Here is a 15902-nt window from a genome sequence, read left to right on the forward strand (position 1 = left end):
AAAATCAGGGCTCTATGTTGAGAATCAGATAGTTGTAATCCCTAATTGGGCTCGAATAAAAATAGGCTGAAATTACAGGGGGGTTTACCCCCTATTGTGTAACAACATTAATTGTTTTTAGTTTTTATTGATCACAGGACAACTTTTCTAACTTTGGAACGCCATTTTTGAAATGGTATTTGAATTTTATAATTCTGCTTTTGAGATCTGGGGCTTTAAGAATTTCAAGGTATCTTACAACTTCCATGCCATTCAACTCACTCCTAACGCGAATAACATAAGTTGCCCTTCTGTACACGGAAGCAAGTACTTGGGAGCTTTCTTTTGGCCCCCACAGCCAGAAATTAGTCCCCTTGGGATACTCCCGATAAGCCCGTGCTTTAGCCCTTAATTCCGCTGAAATTTCAAGATACCTTAGTGTTTCAAGCTCACCACCTAGGATCTCTATGTAGTCCGAAACATCCATAGTGAATCCGTAGAGCTCTCTTCCCTTGAACAGTCCTCTTTCTGCCCATATTTTTTTATGTGCTTCTACAACTTCAACATACTTTGTTGGTAAGACTTCTGCGGAAATAGAACCCTTAAGGTACTATATCCCCTCAAGATCACTGATTACGTCATAAAAACTCCCAAAGGTATCTATTATTGTGAAATTTCCTCGTTTCAAATACTCTCTCGCATTTATACCTGATGTTTCAAATGCTCGCATAAGAACGTGTAGGGGATATGAGATGTTAAAGTATCCTACAAGATTATCTTTTTTGAGTTTTTCTCTTAGTATGTGGAGGAGTATATCCTTTCCTCTAGCTCGTGGATCAACCTCGTGAATAAGGATAAAGGACTGTTTTAATATTCCTCCGAGCTCTTTATCAAGTTCTGGAATTTCCCATGACAACATTCCTAACTACCTCCAAACAGGGTTAGTGTTTTCCCTTCGTTGGGTCCTTTGGTGACTATGCCAACTCTTTCCTCGTCGATTACGTGAGTTTCAATAACTACATCTGATGTGACATAGGCAATATTGCTTATCTCAGGGCATTCTGGTTGAGAGAGTGTGAGAATTGTCCCATTAGTTTTTACTTTACTAAGAAGCAATTCTCTCATCGCCCATATCATTCTATAAACTAAATATGGTCTTCTAAACAGCTTGCAAATTCCAGTGGAAGTGTATGTGAATATCCAAAGCCCATCCCACTCCTTAGAATCGAGTATCTTTGTTCCCCATTCCTTGAGTTTTATAACAAAAACTGAATCATCTAAATATCCAGAAAGTTGGTAGATTCCATTTTCATTTCTTGGAATACTATACACGCTTCCAAAGGCGTCTAGAACGTGAAAATTTTTCCCTAGGTATTCTTTGACGTTAAGGCCAATCATTTTGGAATTGCTTTCAAATACTCTAAAAGGCTCATATAAAAACATAAAAACATTCTCACCTTCTTCGAGAAGATCTCTAAGAATCATCAAAGAGAACAGTTCTCCATTGGATCCAAGGTCAGCTTGGATTAGGGATAGTACCCCTCCCTCTGGGAGTAGTTGAAGTGCACTTTTTGGGGCGTTCATAAGAACCACCTACATATATTTCACCTTGGATTATAAATGCATTTCCTGTCTTTTAATGCTAATTGATAGGGCATCTATGTTGTTGACATAAAACCTAAAAGTTGTGAAACCTGTGAGAGTTTCCAGGGAGTGAGGAAAACATGAGTATGCAACGGCTTTTTTCAAATCTAACGGAGGTGGGGCTTTTACCTGGAGTTTTAAACTGGACAGAATCCCGCGTTTCCTTTGCAGGAGCCCACCTGAGGTAGCCGACAACGAGATACCCTTCACTTCGCTCTATGAAGTCGAGAAATCATTAGAATGCTAATTGCTCACATGATGGGAATTACCACATCGACGATCTATCGAAGGGCAGAGTGGTGTTTAAGTATAGCCAATGAAAAACGTCAACGTTACGCGACGCTTTCTGGGTATTCAATTTTCTTTTGTTCTCGAAGAGCTTGTAATTCAGAATAGACAAAACTAGAGTATGTTCTTTTGTCCAGTAAAAAGCTATTTAAAGACGCAAGTATAAAATGCACTTCACAAAGTAATAGAACCTAGCTGGAGGCCAACTTCATGAGAAGAAAAACCATTCTTGGACTCTTATTGATTATAGCTCTTCTAACTTCTACACTTGGATGCATCTCGACCTCCCAACAGACATCCACAGAGACAAAAACCTCACCAATACCGGAAAACACAGGTTCCTTTGGCATTCAGGTTTACAGAGACTGGTACCATAACTCGACGAAATACTTCGAGATCTACTATCCAAAAGAGGTTCGTGACGACCCGATACTCCAGTCAAAGCTCAACATACTCCTCCTTGGTGCGGACAGTGTCTATGAAAGCTACTCTAAGCTCTTTGGGACCAGACCCCAAAAAGCGAAAATATACCTTTACCCATCGGAGAAAGCTCTAGAAAACATCACCGGGAGGAAAGTCCTCTGGTTCGTGAACTACAAAAAGAAGGAAATCCACGTCGCCCTGATTAACGAAACGGGTGTATACTCTATCCTCGACGTCGACTCGGCGCTCCTTGAATATGCCGCCGGAAAGAAGCTCCCAGACATCATCGCCGTTGGGTTTGGGGCACTGGATGCTGGGAGAACACCAGTGGGTCCTCATGAAAAGATGGAGAAATACGTGGGCTTGAATAAGTTGAAGTCCCTGAACCTTCGGGGCGGATACAACGCAGTGCTGTTCGCTGAGGCCAACGACCTGATGGAGTACATCGCCGACGAGTACGGCCCGCTGGCCCTCGTTAAGGTTCTGAAAACGGGCGGGATCCCGGAAATCAACTGGAGTGACTTCATGAAATTTGCCACTGCCCTTGAGGGGACTGCTGGGATTGGAGTGACAACAATTGACATGAACATCAGCTTAGAGAGGAGAAAGTTCGATGCAGTTGTGGACTACGATAACATTACATCACAGTCCTACGTCTACTTCTGGAGAATGCCGAGGCTCAAAGTTGAGGACATCAACGTTGACAACAGGAGCGTTGGATTCGTCCAGGGTTTCACGCTGGTCATTCCCCTGAGAGACTTCAAAAACGGGAGCGTGGGGATAAAATACATCGGCGACTACTCAACAATGAAGAAAATCGCGCCCCAAAGGGGCTACATTGAGGGGCAGATTACAGAGGACATGGCGTTTCTAAAGATGGAATTCCTGAGACCTATGCTGAACTCCCTTGAACTCTTTCACGTTATCACAGTCAGGGTCAAAACAGACAAGGGAACCGTAATAGGCCCGGGGGGAAGAGATCGCCCCGGGAGTATGGAGAATCACGTTTCCGCACGGCTTTAACGGGGTAATCCCGGTTTTCGTCGGGAACTTTAAGAGAATTGAGCTGATGGACGGTCGTCTGACGGTTTACTACATGGGAATTGATGACGAAACCGCGAAGAGATACGCAAACCTCACCGAGAAAATTTTAGGCTTTGGGATGAGGCATTTTGGAAAGCCTGGGTACGGAAGAGTCAAGGTCGTTTATCCTAGAGGAATAAACATATCGAACGAGATGTTTGACGTCTTGGCGTACTCTTACAATCCCGTACGCTACAAATACGGCTATTCCTACGAGGTGGCGCACTGGTGGGTTCCCGGGACTGTTGTATTCGTTTCAAACGAAAGCCAGGTCTGGTTCAATTTTGCCTTTCCGGCGTACTTCTCCTTGAAATATGCCGAGAACGTTTCGGAGGAAGATTACATCGCGTTAAGGAACTACTACATTTCCGTGTACGACAGGGAGACGGACTACGGAAAGAGAGACCTTCCCATAACCGGGGTCTGGAAAATATGGGGCATGGACATCAACCGCTATTATGCCATTGCATCGTACAAAGGAGCACTGGTTCTCGAGAAACTTGAGAAGTTTACAGGAAGAGAAGCGTTCTACAAATCCCTCAGGGAGTTTTTCGAGGAGTACAGGTTCAGGGAAGGGGATCTCAATGGATTTGTGGCAATCCTGGAAAGGAACTCCGGAAAGCCCGTCAGGGAGCTCTTCCAGAATTTGACAACGAGCACCGGTTTGCCGTAGGCATTCTTTCCTATTTTTGCTCCCTTGATGAAAACTTTTTGGACTTTGAGCGGACACTTGGGATTTTGGAACACGATGTAATAACCACAAAAATGTTTAAGTGGTCAAAATTTATAAAGTCTTTTTTCCGGGCTAATGTAAAAGGTGGTGCCCATGTGGGAGGACTTCATAAGGGAGAAAGTCGAGGAGATTAGGAATACGGTTGGTGACGGGAAGGCTATCATAGCGCTCAGCGGTGGTGTTGACAGCTCAACAGCTGCGGTTCTAGCTCACAGGGCGATAGGTGATAGACTTCACGCAGTCTTTGTTAACACAGGCTTCATGCGGAAGGGTGAGCCAGAGTTCGTCGTTAAGACCTTCCGCGACGAGTTGGGTCTCAACATCCACTACATCGATGCCAGCGAGCGCTTTTTTGAGGCGTTGAAAGGTGTTACCGACCCGGAGGAGAAGAGGAAGATAATCGGCAGGGTCTTCATCGAGGTGTTCGAGGAGGTTGCGAAGGAGATAAACGCCGACTTTCTAATTCAGGGAACCATCGCTCCCGACTGGATTGAGAGCAAGGGGAAAATCAAAAGTCACCACAACGTCGGCGGTCTTCCAGAGAGGCTCAACCTCAAGCTCATAGAGCCGCTGAGGGACCTCTACAAGGACGAGGTTCGCGAGCTGGCCAGGGAACTCGGCCTGCCGGAGAAGATATACAATAGAATGCCCTTCCCCGGGCCGGGGTTAGCAGTTAGGGTCCTCGGCGAGGTGACACCGGAGAAGATTGCAATAGTCAGAGAGGCCAACGCAATAGTCGAGGAGGAAATCGAGAAGGCCGGGCTAAAGCCCTGGCAGGCATTCGCGGTTCTTCTCGGCGTTAAAACCGTTGGAGTGCAGGGCGACATAAGGGCCTACAAGGAAACAGTAGCCGTTCGCGTTGTTGAGAGCCTCGACGGAATGACCGCCAACGCGATGGATGTTCCCTTTGAGGTGCTCCAGAGGATAGCATTCAGGATTACGAGCGAGATTCCCGAGGTCGGAAGGGTGCTCTACGATGTAACCAACAAACCTCCTGCGACGATAGAGTTCGAGTGAGGTGATTGCATGATAGTTATAATGGACAACGGAGGCCAATACGTCCATAGGATTTGGAGGACCCTTAGATACCTCGGCGTTGAGGCGAAGATAATACCAAACACCACCCCTCTGGAGGAAATCAAGGCGCTGAATCCAAAGGGCATAATCTTCTCGGGCGGGCCGGATATAAACAAAACGGGCAACTGCGAGGCGATTCTTGAGCACTACGACGAGTTCAACGTTCCAATCCTGGGAATTTGCCTCGGGCATCAGCTCATAGCGAGGTACTTTGGAGGGAAGGTTGGAAGGGGTGATAAAGCGGAATACAGCCTCGTCGAAATTGAAATAATCGAGGAAAACGACCTCTTCAAGGGCTTTCCAAAGAAATTGAAGGTCTGGGAGAGCCACATGGATGAGGTTAAGGAACTCCCACCGGGCTTCAAGCTTTTGGCCAGGAGCGAGACCTGTCCCGTTGAGGCCATGAAGCACGAGAGCCTTCCAATCTATGGCGTCCAGTTCCACCCCGAGGTTTCCCACACCGAGCGAGGAGCAGATGTCTACAGGAACTTTGCGGAGCTCTGCGGGGAGCTTTAAGGCTCAGCTAGTCGGTCCTTTCTTCACCTTTCCGCAACGGATTTATTCATCATCGCCCTTGATTACCTCAAGGGAGTAAGTCAACTCGGCACCGCTTAGCTTAACCTGAGCAGACGCGGAGCAGTATTTGTTCTGGCTGAGCTCTATAGCGCGCTTTGCCTTATCCTCTTTAACGTTTCCGTAAATCCTGTAATGGATGTGAACCCTTGTGTAAACCTTTGGGTATTCCTCCCTCCTCTCTCCGGAAATCTCGACTTCCAAACCCTCAATCGGCTCGCGCATCTTCTTGAGAATCATGACCACGTCGTAGGCAGTACATCCAGCGACGCTGAGAAGGAGGAGCTTCATCGGGCTGATTCCCCCATCGCCGAGGATTATAGAACATCCGCCGTCCTCCAGGGAACCGACGAACTGCATGTTTTCAACCCACTTAACGCGCCCCGTAACGGTCATGCCATCACCGTAGTTCATACCGTTTGGGTTTTAAAATCCCTTTTCATAATCCCAAGCATGTACATCCGTCCCTTCGACCCCTGGAAGTCAAAGCTCTGCACGTGTCCTTTCAAGTACACGCTAAACGTTTACACCGGTTGCGACCACGCATGCGTCTACTGTTACATAACGAGCTATATCCCAAACGCATTCCGGGTGAGAACGAAGGAAAACCTTCTTCCAAAGCTCGAGCGAGAGCTGAGGAAGTTTGATCGGAGATACATAATAGCCCTCTCCTACTCCTCCGACCCGTATCCGACAATCGAGCGGGAGCTTGGAATAACGAGAAAAGTGCTCGAACTTTTCAAACGTTACGACGTGAGATGTCTCCTCCTGACGAAATCGGACATATTTGAAAGGGACCTCGACCTTCTAAGCGAACTCCGCTGTGCCGTTGGAATAACCGTCACAACCGTCAACGAGCGGAAAGCCAGGCTCCTTGAGCCCAACGCACCGTCTCCAAAGGCCAGAATAATGTCGCTCAGAAAGGCAAGGAAAGTCGGAATCCCCGTTTACGCCAGGATAGACCCAATAATCCCCTTCTACACCTGGGAAGATTTTGAGGAGACGCTCGACGCTTTAAGCTTCGTGAGCCACATAACGGTTTCGACGCTAAAGCTCAGGCCCGATTCGAAGAAGAGGATGTTCGCCAAGTTCCCGGAGCTTATGGAGAGGCTGTGGCCACTATACGAGAGGGGCGAGAAGATTGGGGGGTACCACTACCTCCCAAGGGAAGTCCGCTTTGAAATCCTCCGCAAGGCAGAGAAAAAGATAACCGAGAAAGGGATCACGTTTGGGTCGTGTCGGGAAGGCTATCGCTCGTTTCCGAGCTGTGATGGTTCTCACCTTGTTCCCTAGCGAGTTCTTCCCGGATTTCTGCCTCTATCTCGCGCCTCTTCATCTCGTCCGTTTCCTCGTGTTTCTTGATTGAAGCCTCGATGAGGGCCTTGTAAAGGGGCAACATCTCAGGTAAATGCTCCGGTTGCCACTGGACGCCGATGATAAAGCCCTCCTTACCTTCAATGGCCTCAATTAGACCATCAACGGCAAAGGCGACCTGCCTGAGGCCTTCACCGACGCGCTTCACGGCCTGGTGATGGAAGCTGTTCACCCACGTCCAGGCCTCATTCGTTCCCTCGACGTTCAGGGTTTCTTTCAGGATTGAGTAGAGCCTTGAATCCGCCTTTATCCTGACCGTGTGAAGTTTCTGTTCGGGTCTAGTGGTTTCGAAGCTCCAGTCGTGTTTTATAGCCTTTGGGATATCGTAGAGGTCTTGGTAAAGCGTTCCACCGAGGGCGACGTTGATTACGTGCATTCCCCTTCCGACGCCGAGCACCGGAATGTTTGCATCAACGGCCAGTTTCACCAGCTCAATCTCAAACTCGTCGCGAAGAACGTCAACGTTTCTCAGACTTGGTGAGGGGTCTTCGCCGTAGAAACGTGGGTGAACGTCTGGACCTTCTATGAGGAGGATTCCATCTACTATTTCAACAATGTTCTCTGGTTCTATCTCTGCGCTGAAAACTGCTGGAAGTCCGCCAGCTTCTATAATGCGCCTTATGTGTGCCCTCCCAGTGGAAACGGCCTCGCTCCAAGGAGAACTGATTATGGCTATCAGGGGTTTCATACCACCACCTATGGAAGAGAGAAAAAAAGAGTGTAAAAATTTTTCCTCACTTCTTGAGGGCTTTGATTTCCTCTTCTATAACTTCGGCTAGGCGTTTAACACCCTCCCTGATGGTCTCCTCCGGGACGTACGTAAAGTTCAGCCTAAGTGTGTTCTTGACGTCGCGGTGGGCAAAGAATGCCTCACCGGGAACGTAGGCAACACCCTTCGAAACGGCTTTCTCAAGCATAATCTTGGTGTCTATTCCCTCCGGCAGGGTAACCCAGACGAACATTCCACCTTCGGGTCTCGTCCATTCAACACCCTCGGGCATAAACTCTTCCAAGGCTTTGAGCATAGCATCGCGTCTTGGTTTGTAGAATTTTATTATCTTCGGTATGTGTTCATCAAGATAGCCGTTTTCCACATATTTCCAGGCTATTACCTGACCGAACGTATTTGCGCATAGATCAACTGCCTGTTTCGCTATCTCCATCTTCCTTATGAAGTGCGGATGAGCCGAAACCCAGCCGAGGCGGAACCCGGGGGCGAGTATTTTAGAGAACGTTCCAAGGTAGATGACCCTGCCTTCCTCGTCGAAGTGTTTTATCGGTGGAACTGGTTCACCAGAGTAGCGGAGCTCGCTGTAGGGATTGTCCTCAACTATGAGGAAGTCGTACTCCCTTGCCAGTTCAACGAGTCTTTCCCTTCTCTCAAGGCTCATCGTAACGCCCATTGGATTCTGGAAGGTTGAGACGGTGTAAACGAACTTAACGCGCTTTCCTTCCTTTTTGAGTTCCTCCAGTTTTTCCTCGAGGAGGTCAATTCTCATTCCGTCGTGGTCCATCGGTATGCTTACAAATTCGGGCTCGTAGTACTTGAAGGCGTTGAGTGCGGCAAGGTAAGTTGGTGCCTCGACTATGACGACATCTCCCGGGTTTATGAAGACCCTGCCGATCAAATCGAGTGCCTGCTGGCTTCCAGCGACCATCATTATCTCAACCTTGCTCATAGGAATTCCGTAGCGCTTCTCCATCCACTTCGCGAGCGCGAGGCGGAGCGGTGTGAATCCCTTGGTCGTTCCGTACTGCAGGGCCTTGTCAGCGTGCTCCGTGAGGACTTCTTGGGCAATTTTCTTGATAGTTTCTACAGGGAATGTTTCAGGGGCCGGTAATCCTCCGGCAAGGCTTATGACGTCGGTTGTTTCAACGAGCTTAAGAAGTTCTCTAATCTCCGAAGCTTTCATACGAAGGGCTTTTTCAGAAAAAAATGACTCGAAATTAAGGGGTTCTGAGGCAAGTTTTCCTTTCAGCTTTTCTTCCATACACACCACCTCAATGAACAGAGCTGAGCGTGTCATCAAATCTATACACTAAGAACTACGGGCCTTTCGTTATAAACCTTTCCCAATGCCCAGCTTTAGCCTTTACAAAGGTAAATGTGGCTTTCTTCGGCAATTTAGAAACATCAAGGGACTTTTGAGAGCACTAATGAACTGTACAATCTTTAAGCTATAGTCGAGGTGAAAGAAAGAATTTAAATTCTCTTGTGTCCAAACTTAGGGTTACCCGGGAGGTGAAAGCAATGCCAGTGGTGAAAGATGTCCTTGAGATAGCCAAGAAAATAAAGGACATGGAAATTAGAGGGGCCGGAGCAATAGCTAGGGCAGCTGCAAAGGCCCTTCAGATACAGGCCGAAAAAAGTCAAGCAAAAACAGTTGATGAATTCTGGAATGAAATGAAAGAAGCCGCGAAGATTCTCTACGAAACGAGACCGACGGCAGTTTCCCTGCCCAACGCGCTACGTTACGTCATGCACCGCGGAAAGATAGCCTACTCCAGCGGGGCGGACCTTGAGCAGTTGAGGTTCATCATAATCAACGCCGCGAAGGAGTTCATACACAACTCCGAGAACGCGGTGAAGAGGATAGGCGAGATAGGGGCGAAGCGCATAGAGGACGGTGACGTCATAATGACCCACTGCCACAGCAAGGCCGCGATAAGCGTCATGAAGACAGCCTTTGACCAGGGCAAGGACATCAAGGTCATCGTCACGGAGACGAGGCCCAAGTGGCAGGGCAAGATAACTGCCAAGGAACTCGCCAGCTACGGCATTCCCGTCATTTACGTCGTTGACAGCGCGGCAAGGCATTACATGAAGATGACCGACAAGGTTGTCATGGGAGCCGACAGCATAACCGTAAACGGTGCCGTGATAAACAAGATTGGAACCGCCCTGATAGCTCTGACAGCCAAGGAGCACAGGGTCTGGACGATGATAGCTGCCGAAACCTACAAGTTCCACCCGGAGACCATGCTTGGCCAGCTGGTGGAGATAGAGATGCGCGACCCGACGGAGGTCATTCCGGAAGAAGAACTCAAGACCTGGCCGAAGAACATCGAGGTCTGGAATCCAGCGTTTGACGTTACCCCGCCGGAGTACGTTGACGTCATCATAACGGAGCGCGGTGTTATCCCGCCGAGCGCCGCCATTGATATCCTCAAGGAGGAGTTCGGCTGGGCATTGAAGTACCGCGAACCCTGGGAGGACTGACCTTTCCTCTTTTTCACCGATACCGTTTAAAACTCCTCGCCCTTCTATACCTGAGGAAGAAATGGAAGGTGATGCTCATGAAGGCTTACATTGCTGAAAACGTCAGGGGAATTTACGCCTTCGACGAGAGCGGGAAGCTCATCACGAGCAAGCCCTTCTCCGGAAAGCCGGAGATAAGCCTCGACAAACTACTAAAAGGCGAGCCGAGCGACGAGTTACTGACCCTCCTTGAGGAGCTGAGGGGGGAAGGTTACGACGAGTTCGTCGTTGAGGACACCGAGCTGAGCAGAAAACTGAAGGAGCTTAACTACACAGCTACAGCCGAGTTTCCCAACCTGGCCGGCGAAAAGCTCCGCTCAAACCCTGCCGAATTCCTAGGCGAGAACTGGTTCGACGAGTACTACACCGTTGGCGTGGCACTAACCAGGCTCCGCATACAGGAGCAGAGCGGTGCAAGGGACAAGATGATAATCCAGGCAATCGAGGCACTCGATGATATTGACAAGGTGATTAACTTACTCGTTTCAAGGCTCAGGGAATGGTACGGTCTCCACTTCCCTGAACTCGATGAAATCCTTCCAAAGCATCCACAGTACGTTGCCTTCGTTAAGGAAATCGGCCCGAGGGAGAACGTAACGAGGGAGAGGCTTGAGAAGCTCGGCTTTTCAGAAGGAAAAATCGAGAAGATTCTCAGGGCTGCGGAGAAGTCCATGGGCGCTCCGCTCGGCAAGTTCGACAGCGAAATCATAAGAAAGCTCGCCAGCGAGATAAGCGACCTCTACAAGCTCAGGGAGCAGATTGAGGACTACCTTGAGATGGCCATGGACGAAGTCGCTCCAAACCTCAAGGCGCTCGTTGGAGCCAAACTCGCCGCGAGGCTTATGAGCCTTGCAGGAGGTCTCAAAGAGCTGGCAATGATGCCCGCCTCAACAATTCAGGTTCTCGGCGCTGAAAAGGCCCTCTTCAGGCACCTGAGAACCGGGGCAAAGCCTCCGAAGCACGGTGTAATCTTCCAGTATCCTGCAATAAACCGCTCGCCGTGGTGGCAGAGGGGTAAGATAGCGAGAGCTTTGGCCGGAAAGCTGGCCATAGCGGCCAGGGTTGACTATTTCTCTGGCGAATACATAGGCGAGGAACTCAAGAAGGAGCTTGAACAGAGAATCAAGGAAATCAAGGAGAAGTACCCGAACCCGCCGAAGAGGAAGGCCAAACCCGAGAAGAAGAAAAAGAAGTTCAAGCCCAAGAAGTCCAAGAAGGAGAAGAAAGGCCAGAAGGAGAGGAGAGGTAAGGGCAAGCCCGAAAAGAAGAAGAAAAAGAAGAAGTCCAAGGGCGGAAAGAGGTGAGGTAGATGAAGGTTAAGAAGCACAGGTTCCCAGGCGTTTACATCGTTATTGACGACGACGGGAGCGAGAAGATAGCGACCAAAAACCTCGTTCCCGGACAGAGGGTTTACGGCGAGAGAGTCATAAAGTTCGAGGGAGATGAATACAGAATTTGGAACCCGAGCAGGTCGAAGCTTGGTGCGGCAATCCTCAACGGCCTCAAGAACTTTCCGATTAAACCCGGCTCAACGGTCCTCTACCTAGGAATAGCGAGCGGAACCACGGCATCTCACGTCAGCGACATCGTCGGCTGGGAGGGCAAGATATTCGGCGTTGAGTTTTCCCCAAGGGTTCTCAGGGAGCTCGTTCCCATAGTGGAGGAGAGGAGGAACATAGTTCCCATACTCGGCGACGCGACAAAGCCGGAAGGCTACCGCGCTCTCGTTCCGAAGGTGGACGTTATCTTTGAAGACGTGGCCCAGCCGACGCAGGCGAAAATCCTGATAGACAACGCGAAGGTGTATCTCAAGAGCGGCGGCTACGGCATGATATCCGTCAAGAGCAGGAGCATCGACGTCACCAAGGAGCCGGAGGAAGTATTTAAGGAGGTCGAGAGGGAGCTCTCTGAATACTTCGAGGTCGTTGAGAGGCTTTCACTTGAACCCTACGAGAAGGATCATGCTCTCTTCGTTGTGAGAAAGCCATGAGTTCTTTTTCTTTTCTCAAAAATTTAGAGAGGGTCAGTCCTTGATTGGTAAGTTTGGAATCAGCCAGCTCAGAAAGCTGTCCATGCTCCTAGTTTGTATGTAGACTGTTCCCGTTCCGTAGAACTCTGCAACCAAGCCCTCTCCGCTGAAGAGAGTGCTCTTAAGCCCGCCAACTCGCTTAACTTTGAAGTCCAAACCCTCTGTGAAAGCCACCATGTGCCCGGTGTCAATTATAAAGTGCTCGTTCCTAAGTTCCTTTTTGTATATAGCCCCAAAGCTGGAGAGAAAAACCATTCCCCTTCCGCTTATCTTTAGGAGGAACAGTCCCTCTCTGCTGAAGAAGGTTTTGGCACCTCCCCACTTGATGTCGATGTCTATATTCTCACTGCTTGCCAGAAATGCTCCGCTCTGGGCGTAAAGGGTTCCATCCAGTTCAAATACCTCGATGTCCCCCGGATATGGGGGTGCTAGGCCAACGGTTCCAGTTCCACCAACTGCTCTGAAAACGTTGACAAAGAAGCTCTCCCCGCCAAGCACGGATCTTTTCAGGGCACCGAAAACACCGCCCCTTGCCTTGGTTTCTATTCTTATCGTTGGACTCATGTGAACCATTGCCCCAGCTTCAGCTTGGATTGCCTCTCCTTGAGAAAGCTCCACCTCAAGAAGGGAAAAGCTTGGTCTGTGGGTTATTTCGTACCTCATTCCAAACACCCGATACCAATTGGGAGGCAAGTTTTATATATCCATCGGCAATTGTCTAAATTCTTTTTCACTTTTACCGAAAGGCTTTTATAAGAACTCTCCCAACCACCGCCGGTGATTACAGTTCTCGGGTGATGCCCATGCGGAAGTTGCTGAAGCCGAAGAGGGAAGTAGGCATTGTCGGCTACGGCGCCTACGTTCCGATGTATAGAATCAAGGCCGAGGAGATAGGCAGGGTCTGGGGAGTTTCAAGCTTCCCAATCGAGGAGAAGGCCGTCCCCGGTTTGGACGAGGATGCCCTCACCATAGGACTTGAAGCGGCAAGAAACGCCCTCAAAAGGGCCCAGATAGACCCCAAGCTCATCCGTGCCGTCTGGTTCGGTAGCGAGAGCAAGCCCTACGCGGTTAAACCAACGGGAACCATTATAGCCGAAGCGATAGGGGCGACGCCCGATGTGAGTACAGCGGACTTCGAGTTCGCCTGTAAGGCCGGAACCGAGGCCCTTCAGACGGCCATCGGCTTCGTCGGTTCGGAGATGGCCGACTACGCGATGGCAATCGGAGCGGACACGGCCCAGGGGAGGCCCGGCGACCACCTCGAGTTTACCGCCGGAGCGGGTGGAGCGGCCTTTATAGTTGGCCCCAAGAGCTCTGAGACCGTCGCCTACTTCGAGGGAAGCTACTCCTACGTCACTGACACTCCGGACTTCTGGAGGAGACAGCACGAGCACTATCCAAGGCACGGTAACAGGTTCACCGGCGAGCCGGCCTACTTCCACCACATAATAAACGCCGCCAAGACACTCATGGAGGAGCTCGGCCTAACGGTCAACGACTTCGATTACGCCGTCTTCCACCAGCCCAACGTCAAGTTCCCTCTCACGGTAGCGAAAATACTCGGCATTCCGAAGGAGAAGGTCCTTCCCGGACTTCTCACCGGTAAGATTGGAAACACCTACAGCGGTGCAACGATGGTCGGTGTTTCAGCCGTTCTCGACATAGCAAAGCCCGGCGACAGAATCCTGTGGGTGAGCTTTGGTTCCGGAGCCGGAAGCGACGCCTTCAGCGTCGTTGTTCAGGACGCCATAGAGGAGAAGAGAGACTTGGCGCCAAAGGTTAAGGACTACGTGGAAAGGAAGAAGTACATAGACTACGCCCTCTACGCAAAGGCGAGGAGAAAGTTCATTCTGTGAGGTGGTTGAGATGAGGAAGGCCGTTATAATCGGTGCTGGTATGACGCCTGTTGGGGAGCACTGGAAGCTTTCACTCCGCAACCTTGCAGTCGAAGCCCTGCTCAACGCGATGGAGGACGCGGGAATAGACAGGGTTGATTCCCTCTACGTGGGAAACATGGTCTCAGGATCTTTCGTCGAGCAGGAAAACTTGGGTGCCTTGATAGCGGACTGGGCTGGACTGGGCAACATTCCGGCTGTCAAGGTTGAGGCCGCCTGTGCCTCCGGCGGTGCGGCAGTTCAGGAGGGTGTTAAAGCCGTCCTCAGCGGGCTGGAAGATGTCGTTGCGGTCGTCGGCGTCGAGAAGATGACCGATGCCTGGCCGAGCGATGCGACGCGCTATCTAGCTTACGCCGCCGACGCGGAGTGGGAACTCTTCCACGGCGCGAGCTTCGTAGCTTTGAACGCGCTCATCATGAGGCACTACATGAAGACCTACGGTTACACCGAGGAGGATTTAGCTCTCTTCGCGGTCAACGCCCATGCGAATGGAGCCAAAAACCCCTACGCGATGTTCAAGAGGCCCATAAAGGTCGAAACCGTGATGAAGAGTCCTTATATAGCGGACCCGCTCAAGCTCTTCGATGCCTCGCCCGTCTGCGACGGTTCAGCGGCGGTTATAATCACAACACCGGAGAAAGCCAAGGAGCTCGGCGTTCCCAAGGAGAAGTGGGTCGAGATAGCTGGAATTGGAAGGGCCACTGACACAATAAACCTCGCCAACAGGGAGGACTTACTCACCCTTAAAGCGGCGAAGATTGCCGCGGAGAGGGCCTACAAGATGGCCGGGATAACTCCAAAGGATATAGACTTCTTCGAGGTTCACGATGCATTTACCGTTATGGCCGCTTTGAGCTTGGAGGCCCTCGGTGTGGCGAAGAAGGGAGAGGGAGCAAAGCTCGCCAAGGAAGGCCAGATAGCGATTGACGGGGATTATCCGATACAGACTATGGGAGGGCTCAAGGCTAGAGGTCACCCCGTCGGAGCAACGGGGGTTTATCAGACTGTCGAGGCTGTTTTACAGCTCCGGGGTGAAGCACCGGAAGGAATACAGGTGCCCGATGCTGAAATCGGCCTGACCCAGAACATAGGTGGAACCGGCTCGAACATAACCGTTAACATCCTCAGGAGGGTGTGAAAATGGCCCGCCCGATGCAGGTTTCCCGCTACTGGAGGCACTTCCGCGAGAAGTACAGGCTCATAGGCGGAAAGTGTGAGAACGGCCACGTCTTCTTCCCGTACAGGGAGGTATGCCCCGTCTGTGGCTCGAGGAACGTCGAGGAATACGAATTCAGCGGAAGGGGAAAGGTTCTCACGTGGACAATCGTTAGGAACCCGCCGAGCGGTTTCGAGTACTACAAGCCCTATCCCTTAGCTTTGGTCCAGCTTGAAGAAGGTCCTGTAGTTCTGGCACAGCTCACCGACGTTGAGCCAGAGGAGATACACGAGGGCATGGAGGTCGAGGCGGTAACGAGAAAGGTCAGGGAGTTCGAGGAGGACGGAATAATCCTCTACGCCTACAAGTTCAGGCCCGTTTTGAAGTGA

Annotated in this window: 18 protein-coding genes; 11 read left to right on the top strand and 7 right to left on the bottom strand. The window is 50.3% G+C overall.

Features of this window, described 5'->3' with window-relative positions; translation table 11 throughout:
• Positions 1-124: 124 nt before the first annotated feature.
• From MVG27_RS07610 to MVG27_RS07620, 3 genes are all read right to left on the bottom strand, one after another.
• Complete coding sequence (locus tag MVG27_RS07610) at positions 125-466, bottom strand: hypothetical protein (RefSeq protein ID WP_297556456.1); 342 nt, start codon at positions 464-466, stop codon at positions 125-127.
• Positions 467-589: 123 nt separating this feature from the next.
• Positions 590-898, bottom strand: a complete 309-nt coding sequence (locus MVG27_RS07615) for a hypothetical protein (RefSeq protein ID WP_297556458.1) — start codon at positions 896-898, stop codon at positions 590-592.
• Between the two features lie 2 nt (positions 899-900).
• Positions 901-1563, bottom strand: coding sequence for a hypothetical protein (locus MVG27_RS07620; RefSeq protein ID WP_297549658.1), 663 nt, complete (start codon positions 1561-1563; stop codon positions 901-903).
• A gap of 558 nt (positions 1564-2121) precedes the next feature.
• On the opposite strand from MVG27_RS07620, the gene MVG27_RS07625 reads away from it, so the two are divergent.
• From MVG27_RS07625 to MVG27_RS07640, 4 genes are all read left to right on the top strand, one after another.
• A complete protein-coding gene (locus MVG27_RS07625; protein ID WP_297549640.1) occupies positions 2122-3357 on the top strand; it encodes a hypothetical protein in 1236 nt (411 codons plus the stop codon).
• Positions 3358-3403: 46 nt separating this feature from the next.
• Entirely contained in the window at positions 3404-4090 is a 687-nt protein-coding gene (locus MVG27_RS07630) for a M1 family aminopeptidase (protein ID WP_297549642.1), read from the top strand.
• 153 nt (positions 4091-4243) lie between these two features.
• Positions 4244-5167, top strand: a complete 924-nt coding sequence (gene guaA, locus MVG27_RS07635) for a glutamine-hydrolyzing GMP synthase (RefSeq protein ID WP_297549660.1) — start codon at positions 4244-4246, stop codon at positions 5165-5167.
• Between the two features lie 9 nt (positions 5168-5176).
• A complete protein-coding gene (locus tag MVG27_RS07640) occupies positions 5177-5743 on the top strand; it encodes a GMP synthase subunit A (RefSeq protein ID WP_297549645.1) in 567 nt (188 codons plus the stop codon).
• Positions 5744-5785: 42 nt separating this feature from the next.
• Here MVG27_RS07640 and MVG27_RS07645 read toward each other — a convergent pair whose 3' ends face one another.
• Entirely contained in the window at positions 5786-6196 is a 411-nt protein-coding gene (locus tag MVG27_RS07645) for an OsmC family protein (protein WP_297549662.1), read from the bottom strand.
• 57 nt (positions 6197-6253) lie between these two features.
• On the opposite strand from MVG27_RS07645, the gene MVG27_RS07650 reads away from it, so the two are divergent.
• A complete protein-coding gene (locus MVG27_RS07650; protein WP_297549647.1) occupies positions 6254-7093 on the top strand; it encodes a radical SAM protein in 840 nt (279 codons plus the stop codon).
• Here MVG27_RS07650 and MVG27_RS07655 read toward each other — a convergent pair.
• Both MVG27_RS07655 and MVG27_RS07660 read right to left on the bottom strand, forming a co-directional pair.
• The gene (locus MVG27_RS07655; RefSeq protein ID WP_297549649.1) at positions 7023-7862 is read right to left on the bottom strand and encodes a gamma-glutamyl-gamma-aminobutyrate hydrolase family protein; all 840 of its coding nucleotides are present in this window, start codon (positions 7860-7862) and stop codon (positions 7023-7025) included. The genes MVG27_RS07650 and MVG27_RS07655 overlap by 71 nt on opposite strands.
• Positions 7863-7908: 46 nt before the next feature.
• Positions 7909-9165: a PLP-dependent aminotransferase family protein gene (locus tag MVG27_RS07660; RefSeq protein WP_297556459.1), complete on the bottom strand. Its 1257-nt coding sequence runs from the start codon at positions 9163-9165 to the stop codon at positions 7909-7911.
• 260 nt (positions 9166-9425) lie between these two features.
• On the opposite strand from MVG27_RS07660, the gene MVG27_RS07665 reads away from it, so the two are divergent.
• The 3 genes from MVG27_RS07665 to MVG27_RS07675 all read left to right on the top strand — a co-directional run bounded on the left by MVG27_RS07665 (position 9426) and on the right by MVG27_RS07675 (position 12423).
• Entirely contained in the window at positions 9426-10394 is a 969-nt protein-coding gene (locus MVG27_RS07665) for a ribose 1,5-bisphosphate isomerase (RefSeq protein WP_297549654.1), read from the top strand.
• Between the two features lie 77 nt (positions 10395-10471).
• Positions 10472-11737, top strand: coding sequence for a C/D box methylation guide ribonucleoprotein complex aNOP56 subunit (locus tag MVG27_RS07670; RefSeq protein ID WP_297556462.1), 1266 nt, complete (start codon positions 10472-10474; stop codon positions 11735-11737).
• Positions 11738-11742: 5 nt separating this feature from the next.
• Positions 11743-12423, top strand: a complete 681-nt coding sequence (locus MVG27_RS07675) for a fibrillarin-like rRNA/tRNA 2'-O-methyltransferase (protein WP_297550461.1) — start codon at positions 11743-11745, stop codon at positions 12421-12423.
• A gap of 33 nt (positions 12424-12456) precedes the next feature.
• On the opposite strand, the gene MVG27_RS07680 is transcribed toward MVG27_RS07675, so the two are convergent.
• A complete protein-coding gene (locus MVG27_RS07680; protein ID WP_297550459.1) occupies positions 12457-13125 on the bottom strand; it encodes a TIGR00266 family protein in 669 nt (222 codons plus the stop codon).
• Between the two features lie 140 nt (positions 13126-13265).
• Here MVG27_RS07680 and MVG27_RS07685 point away from each other — a divergent pair, with 140 nt between their 5' ends.
• From MVG27_RS07685 to MVG27_RS07695, 3 genes are read left to right on the top strand one after another with little or no spacing between them, the layout of a single operon-like run.
• Entirely contained in the window at positions 13266-14318 is a 1053-nt protein-coding gene (locus MVG27_RS07685) for a hydroxymethylglutaryl-CoA synthase (protein ID WP_297550479.1), read from the top strand.
• A gap of 10 nt (positions 14319-14328) precedes the next feature.
• Positions 14329-15495 carry a thiolase domain-containing protein gene (locus MVG27_RS07690; protein WP_297550457.1) on the top strand — a complete coding sequence of 389 codons (1167 nt, stop codon included), beginning with the start codon at positions 14329-14331 and terminating at the stop codon, positions 15493-15495.
• Between the two features lie 2 nt (positions 15496-15497).
• Entirely contained in the window at positions 15498-15902 is a 405-nt protein-coding gene (locus MVG27_RS07695) for a Zn-ribbon domain-containing OB-fold protein (RefSeq protein WP_297550455.1), read from the top strand.

This window comes from Thermococcus sp., assembly GCF_027011145.1.
Lineage (GTDB): Archaea > Methanobacteriota_B > Thermococci > Thermococcales > Thermococcaceae > Thermococcus.